We start from the raw sequence: 6,898 nt of genomic DNA on the forward strand, positions 1-6,898 counted from the left end.
CCTTCGCCCATTTCGTGGTGTGAACAAGGTATATCTACAGCAGTACGTCGCTATTCATGAATGGGCTCACAATATCAAGACATGCTCTGTGGAATTCCTCAGGGTACTGTGTGGCATCACACAATTCGCCTCATGAGCCGACCTTCATCCCGGCCTTTACATGGGCGGCCAGGGCGCTGTCCATGGTGACGGCGTGCAGGGCGAACCAGGCCGGGAGTTGCTCCAGGACAAAGGCCCTGGCGAGCGCGATGCGCCCGCCGGCGCCCAGTCGCGACCGCAGGGCGTCCAACTCACCCAGGATCCGGGCGTGCTCGGCGGTGTGTTCCGCGCTGGCCGGGAACGCGCTCTGGCGCATCAGCGCATCCTCGTTGGCGAAGTGGGCGCGCGTGTGGTTGATCAGGTCCTGATAGAGGTAGACGAAGGCGGCATTGCCTGGCTCCGCCATGCGGTTGAGGAGTTCGACGAATTCCCGGTGCGTGCAGTCCATGGCCGGCACGCCGAGCAGGAAACGGGCCTCGAAGTCGTCGATCAGGGGCATGGGTCTTGCGCTCAGCGGTCGGCCTCGTGATGGGCGGGGAGCTATGGCGCTGCCCGGTCTGCCGCTCCCTCACCCGCGGCGCCTGCGGCGGTGAGCAGGTCCGGGATATCAGCCGCGATGATCTCGATGCCTAAACGCTCGCAGAAACGCTGCTCCTTCTGGGTCGGCTCCGGGATCAGGGCCCAGCCGGGGGGCGTGGCGGCCGCATAGATCATATCCGACATGACCATGCGGTCGGTATCCCTCAAGAATCGCAGACCCAAAAAGGCATAGCGCCGGCCCTGCCGGTAGGTCTTGAGGAAGGAGGGGATGGCGAAGCCGCCCATCAGTTCGGTAATGTAATCGACATAATCGGCGTCGGAGGCGATGTAGGTTGCGTCCGGGCGCGGGCTTCCCATGGGCTTGAAGAGGACCGGCAGTGAGGGGTCGACGGCGTCCTGCTCCAGTTCCCGGTAGGTTTCCCCGTCATAGTGATCGATACGGAAGCGGTAGTTGGTCCCGCCGATGCGGCTGATCCCGCGCACCAGGGTGTGGGGGCGGGCGGCGTAGGAGTCCTGGAGTTGGGTGTCGCGGTTGATGTCGATCACATAGGGCGGCAGGCAGGACTGGAGCCAGTCGTGCAGGGGGGCGCGGGTCCAGGCGCGCTGCCCGTAGGTCGTGTCCAGGAAGCGATGGACGGCCTTGCGCCCACGCTTGAGTTCCACGTCCATGGCCGCCCGGGGGAATTCCCACATGAGCCGGGCAGACATGGGTTTGCCGTTGTTCAGCGCAATGATCAGGCTGTCACTGTCGGCCGGGATGGGCTCCCCGTTGGCGAGGTCGCGCACGCCGGCGAGCGCCCCGGGGCCGAGATAGGGGACGATGTCGCCGGTGGCGATGCCGCGCGCCAGTGTTTTCAGTTGTTCTGTAGCCATGATCAGTCGCTCGTTGCTGCCGTTGGTCCAATACCTAACGCAAAAATTGCGCCAGGTACGGCAGTTAGCGGTCGACGATGCTAACCAGCAGGTTTATTTGCGCTCATTTGCGTTCATTTGCGGCCAAATACTCTTTTTGGGTTAAAGCGCTTCCCAAGCCGACGACGAGTCTCGGACGGTATCGGGGGGCTGCGCCTCGCCCTACCAGGTCCTCCCCGGATCGCCGCACCGACAGGCCGCGGGGCGCGACGCTCTCGAGCGCCTTGTCGTCTTCCGGACAGGCCGGGGCGGGTTGCAGGGGCCGGGTGTCCTGTGCTTTCGTGTACATCCGCGCCCGCCCAGCGGCGGGAACGGCCGTGGTTCGCGCAGGAAATATGCGCTGAGGGTGATCTGAGTCAACGTTTCGGTCTTTTTCGGCGTTAAACTGAAAGCAGACGTGCTCGCTGAACGCACGGGGGGTCGCGGACCCGCCCCCCGTTAATTCGCAACGATTACGATGCCGCCGGCGGACCTCGGAGTGGGGCCGACCAGCGCTCCAGGCGCCCCCATGCACAGCGATTCAACCAATCGTTCGGTCCCGGCCTCCTCTGTGGTCTATTGGGGTAGCGACGCCGGCCTGCCGCACCGGATTCGCCCCTTGCTCGAACGCGCGGGCATCGCGCTGCGCATGTCCGAGGGGCCGGGGGATGCCCCGTCCGTCCCCGCGGACGCGGGCGGCTGCACCGTCCTGATCCTCGACACTGCCCTGCTCGGCGCCGACCAGACGATCAAGGCGTTCGTGGACGCTGTGCAGCCGCCGATGACCAAGCCGCCGCTGCTGGTGGTCATCGCCCATTCGCGCGCCATCGAGTGGCGTCTCCAGGCAATGCGTGCCGACGCTGCGGCCTTTTTCGTCGCGCCAGTGGCGGCCGGCGAACTGGTCGAGCGGCTGATTACCCTGTGTCGGCCCGGGCACGGGGAGGCGTCGCGGGTCCTGGTGGTGGATGACAGCGCGACCCAGGCACTGCTCACCGAACGCGTTCTGATGGCCGCGGGTTTCGTGGTACGGACCCTGATCGACGCCGCCCTGGTACTGGACGTCGTCGCGGCCTTTGCGCCCGATCTGATCCTGATGGACCTGCACATGCCGCTGGCCAGCGGCGCCGAATTGGCCGCCATCATTCGCGACGAGGCGACCTGTCGCTGGGTGCCGATCCTGTTGTACTCGGTCGAGCGTGACCCGGAGCGTCAGGCCGGCGCCCTGAGCCTGGGCGGCGATGCCTTCCTCTCCAAATCGATCCGACCGGACCTCCTGGTCCGCGCCGTAACCCACCGGATCGAGGTCACTCGTACCCTGCGCCGGACCTTCGGCGATGCCGATCACCTGGACCCCGACACGGGCCTGGCGACCCGCCGCCATTTCTTCAGTCACCTGGAGCGGGCCCGCACCGGGTCGGACGGCCCGCCGCCCGGCCAGGGGCTCCTGGTGGTTGCGCTGGAAGGGGCGGGCCGGCTCGATGAGCAACGCGGTACCGGGGCGGCGCTCCTGGCGACTGACCGCATCGGCAGCCTGATCGTCGACCGCCTGGAGCAGTCTGACCTGGCGGTCCGGCTGGACGACTATCGTCATGCGCTGTTGATCCGGCGTGAATCGGACGAGGCCCTGCGCACCCTTGCCGAGGGGTTGCGGGCGGCGGTCGCGGCGATGCCCATCCAGGTCGCGGGCAGTAGCGTTACGATCGGCGTCAGCGTCGGCGTCGGCCGGTTGAGCCCCAACCCGGTGGATGCCGTCACCCTCATCGCCCGGGCCGCGGACGCCTGTGACCGCGCCCTGGCGGCCGGCGGCGGCTGCACCCTGGCCGACGAGCCGCCGGCCGCGGCGCCGGTGGACGCGGTTCACGAGGGACGGATCACCGCCATGGTCGCACGCGCGCTGGGCGGTGCCGACCGCGCGAGCGGCTTCCGCCTCTTCTACCAACCCATGATCGCCGTGCAATACCAGGAACTGCGGTTTGTGGAGGTCATGCTGTGCCTGGCGGCGGGCGACAGTGCGCTGATGGCCGCGGCGGACTTCCTGCCGAGTGCCGAGCGTGCCGGGCGGGTGGCCGAGATCGACCGTTGGGTCATGGTGCGCGCGCTCACGGTCCTGATGCACCAGTGCCATGCCCAGCCGGGCTTGCGGCTCTTCGTCCGCCAACACATGGTGAGCCTGACCCAGGACGGCTGCGTTGCCTGGTTGCGCGCCCAGGTGCTGGCGCACGGTCTGTCCCAGCGCCGCCCGATCCTGCAACTGAGCCTGGACGACCTGCTCATTCACCGTCAGACGGGCGCCGTCCTCGTCGGCGTGCTGCGCAAGATCGGGATCGAGGTCTGCGTCATGGACCTGATCGACAATCCGGCCGCCCTGGCCCTGGTAGCAGAAATACGACCGCCCTTCGTCAAGCTCGCCGCCGCCATGGCGCGGGAGACCAAGCCGGCGCGTCTGACCGAACTGGTCGGGCAACTGACCCGCGGCGGCGCCGAGGTGATTGCCTCCGGGATCGACGCCCCGGCCCTGGTCGGCGCGGTCTGGGCCAGCGGCGTACGCTTCGCCCAAGGCGCGGCGATCCAGGCGCCGCTGCCCGAGCCGGTGTTCGATTTGGGGGAGGTGGAGGCGGGGTAGGAAGGAATGCTGTCCGCACATGAACGCAACTGAAGTAAAGTGGACCCCAGGTCTTGGGCATGGGGTCCCACTTTATTGATCTCGGCCGACTGCCGTGCCGCAGCATGGTCGGGAGATTCCTGGTGAGTTTGCGACGGTAGGGGTTGGGCCAGGTGTTGGCCCTGCGAGGACGCTGCCGACCTGTGACACTCTACACACCCTATCCCGAACACATTTGCTCCCACCTTAGACTCCTGATAGCGTTGACCCTCGCCCGCAATCTGATCCAGGATGCAAAGAAAATAGGGTGGCACAGAGATGGTTCGTCACATCCCCTGCGGGACCTTCGTCAACGCAAGCGAACGCATCGCTTGCGAGCGGCTGCGCGCCAAGCTCCAGGGCGCCGAAGGCGACTGGATCATCCTCTCCAACCTGAGTCATGCCCAGCACACCGGTGCCCGCGCGGACGAGATCGACCTCGTCGTCATCGGCCCGCCCGGCATCTGCACCGTCGAGGTCAAGCACTGGGATGCGGTCTACCTGCGCAAGGACGCGCTGACCGTCGACCACGAGGCCGACCGCATCGACGCCAAGGCGAAGCGGGTCGCCGGCCGGCTGCGCACCGGCCTGGATGTCGGTTTCGTCGCGGGTAAGTTGCTGCTGACCAAGGGCGAGCTTCGCTTCCCGTCCGACCGGCGACCCAAGCCGCGCGGTATCCCGGTGTTCGGACTGCCCGAGTGGCAGGAACTGCTCAACGTCGGCGGCGGCCAACGCCTGTCACCCGATCAGATCGCCTTGGCGGCCCGCCTGCTGGGACCGCGGGTCAAGGTCGCCCTGGATGGCGACCTGCGCCGCTTCGCCGGGCTCATCAACCTGGAGCGGCTGTCGGCACCCGCCGACGCCTTCCATCGCATCTATCGCGGCCAGCACCCCACCCGGCGCGACCGCGTCATCCTGCACCTGTACGACCTGTCGGCCAACGAGGACAAGGACGCACTCACGCTGGCGCGGCGCGAATTCGACAGCATCCAGCACTGGCAGAAGGCCCAGTTCATCCCGAGCCTGCTGGACTCCTTCCAAGAGGCCGAGGGCTATCCCGGCGAACTGCACTTCTTCTCGCTGGTCGACCCCGCTGCCCCGAGCCTCACCGAACGGCAGGCCGATCCCGGCTGGGACTCACCGGCCAGGCTCGCCTATGCCCGTGCCGCCGTCGCCGCCTTGCAGGAATTCCATCGCCCGCAGGACCCGCAGGCGGGACCGGCCTTGCACCGGCAGTTGACACCGCGCAGCCTGCGGGTGCGGCACAACAATCAGCCGCTCTTTACCGAACTCAACCTGACCCGGTTGCAGGATGCCGTCACCGTGGCCCCGGCGCGGCTAGACTGCGGCGAGCTGGCGCCCTTTTTCGCCCCGGAGGTGCGCGCGGGCGGTCTCGGCGTTGCCGATACCCGCTCCGACAGCTTTGGCCTGTGCGCGTCACTGCTGCTACTGTTCGACGGGACCGATCCTCTCTCCCTCGGCATCGCGCCCGTACTGGAGGCCGGTTGTGCCCCGGCCCCGGCGGATCGCGCGACGCTGGACGAGATCGCCGCCCGGCTTGCCGCCCTCGCCACGGCCCCGGAGGCCCACACGGATCTGGCGCCAAGCCTGCCCCCCGCCGAGTATTGGGACGAGGACACCGTGGTCCCGTTCCAGCAGTCGCGCTACAAGATCCTGGGCCGGCTGGGGCAAGGCGGTGTCGGGCAGACCTTCAAGGTGGTCGAACTGGACCAGGGGTCGGACGAGCGCTTCGGCACCTATGTGGCCAAGCTGGTCCGTCACGCGGAAGATGGTAAGGTCGCCATCCACGCCTACCGGCTGGCCCGCGCCTACACCACGCATCCCCACCTCTCCGCCATCCACGAGTACGCCGCCGAGTGGGAACAGGACCGCTTTGTGGCCCTGCTCAAATGGGTGGAAGGCACCCCCTTGCACGACCTCGCCGGGGTGCTGCCCATCCTCGCCGAGGACTTGGGCGAGGCGTCCGACGAGGCCCTCGCGCGGCGCTGGCTGCACCAGATCTGCACCGGGCTCGATGCGCTGCATCGAGTTGGGCTGGTGCATGGCGATGTCAGCCCGCGCAATATCATCGTCGGCGGCGGCAATGCCGTGCTCACCGACTACGACACCGTCGCCCGCACTGGTCAGATACCGCGGGGCGGTACCCTGCCTTACGCGAGCCCGGCGGTGCAGGCACGCACCGCCATCGCCCCCGCCGACGACCTCTATGCCCTGGCCGCAAGCCTGTTCCAGGCCCTCACCGAACGCGACCCCTTCACCCACGGCCCCGAACGACGCAAGGACCTGGGTCTCTGCTGGGACGGCATCGACGGCCTGAGGCGCCTGCGTCCGTTCCTCGACCACGCGACCGACCCCGACCCTGGCCGCCGCTTTCGGGACGCCGCCGAGGCCCTGACCATCCTGGATGCACTGGAGGCGGAGACGGCCGATCCAAGCAGCGGCATCCCAACCCGGCCGACGGCTGCCGAGCCCCCGCCGCCGCCCCTGTCCGCCAACACCAATCCCTGGCTGGACGAACTGCTGCGCACCTACCCCGGCTCCCGTCACGGAGTGCGCGAAACCCGCGGCCTGGACTCGGCGTTCGCGATCTCGACCTATGTGGAGACCCGGCTCGATCAGGTGTTGTTCGACGACATTGAGGCGGGGCGCGTCAACCTCGTGATCCTGTTCGGCAACGCCGGCGACGGCAAGACCGCCTTCCTGCAACACCTGGCCCGCCGCCTGGGCCTCGGCGAGATCCATTCCTCCCGCCGGGTCTGGGAGACC

General features: G+C 67.8%; 4 protein-coding genes. 2 read left to right on the forward strand and 2 right to left on the reverse strand.

Annotated features, from left to right (window positions below; all coding sequences use genetic code 11):
• Nucleotides 1-130 precede the first annotated feature (130 nt).
• Together QZY48_RS16580 and QZY48_RS16585 are read right to left on the reverse strand one after the other, a co-directional pair.
• Entirely contained in the window at nt 131-538 is a 408-nt protein-coding gene (locus tag QZY48_RS16580) for a hemerythrin domain-containing protein (RefSeq protein WP_295432922.1), read from the reverse strand.
• Nucleotides 539-579: 41 nt separating this feature from the next.
• Nucleotides 580-1,452: an SIR2 family protein gene (locus QZY48_RS16585; RefSeq protein WP_295432925.1), complete on the reverse strand. Its 873-nt coding sequence runs from the start codon at nt 1,450-1,452 to the stop codon at nt 580-582.
• Between the two features lie 547 nt (nt 1,453-1,999).
• Between QZY48_RS16585 and QZY48_RS16590 the strand changes: the two genes are divergently transcribed.
• Nucleotides 2,000-4,093 carry an EAL domain-containing protein gene (locus QZY48_RS16590; protein ID WP_295432928.1) on the forward strand — a complete coding sequence of 698 codons (2,094 nt, stop codon included), beginning with the start codon at nt 2,000-2,002 and terminating at the stop codon, nt 4,091-4,093.
• A gap of 297 nt (nt 4,094-4,390) precedes the next feature.
• Nucleotides 4,391-6,898 (forward strand): NERD domain-containing protein kinase family protein (locus QZY48_RS16595; protein WP_295432930.1); only part of this gene is annotated, 2,508 nt, incomplete at its 3' end.

Origin of the sequence: uncultured Thiodictyon sp., from assembly GCF_903828115.1 — a bacterium.
Taxonomy (GTDB): domain Bacteria; phylum Pseudomonadota; class Gammaproteobacteria; order Chromatiales; family Chromatiaceae; genus Thiodictyon.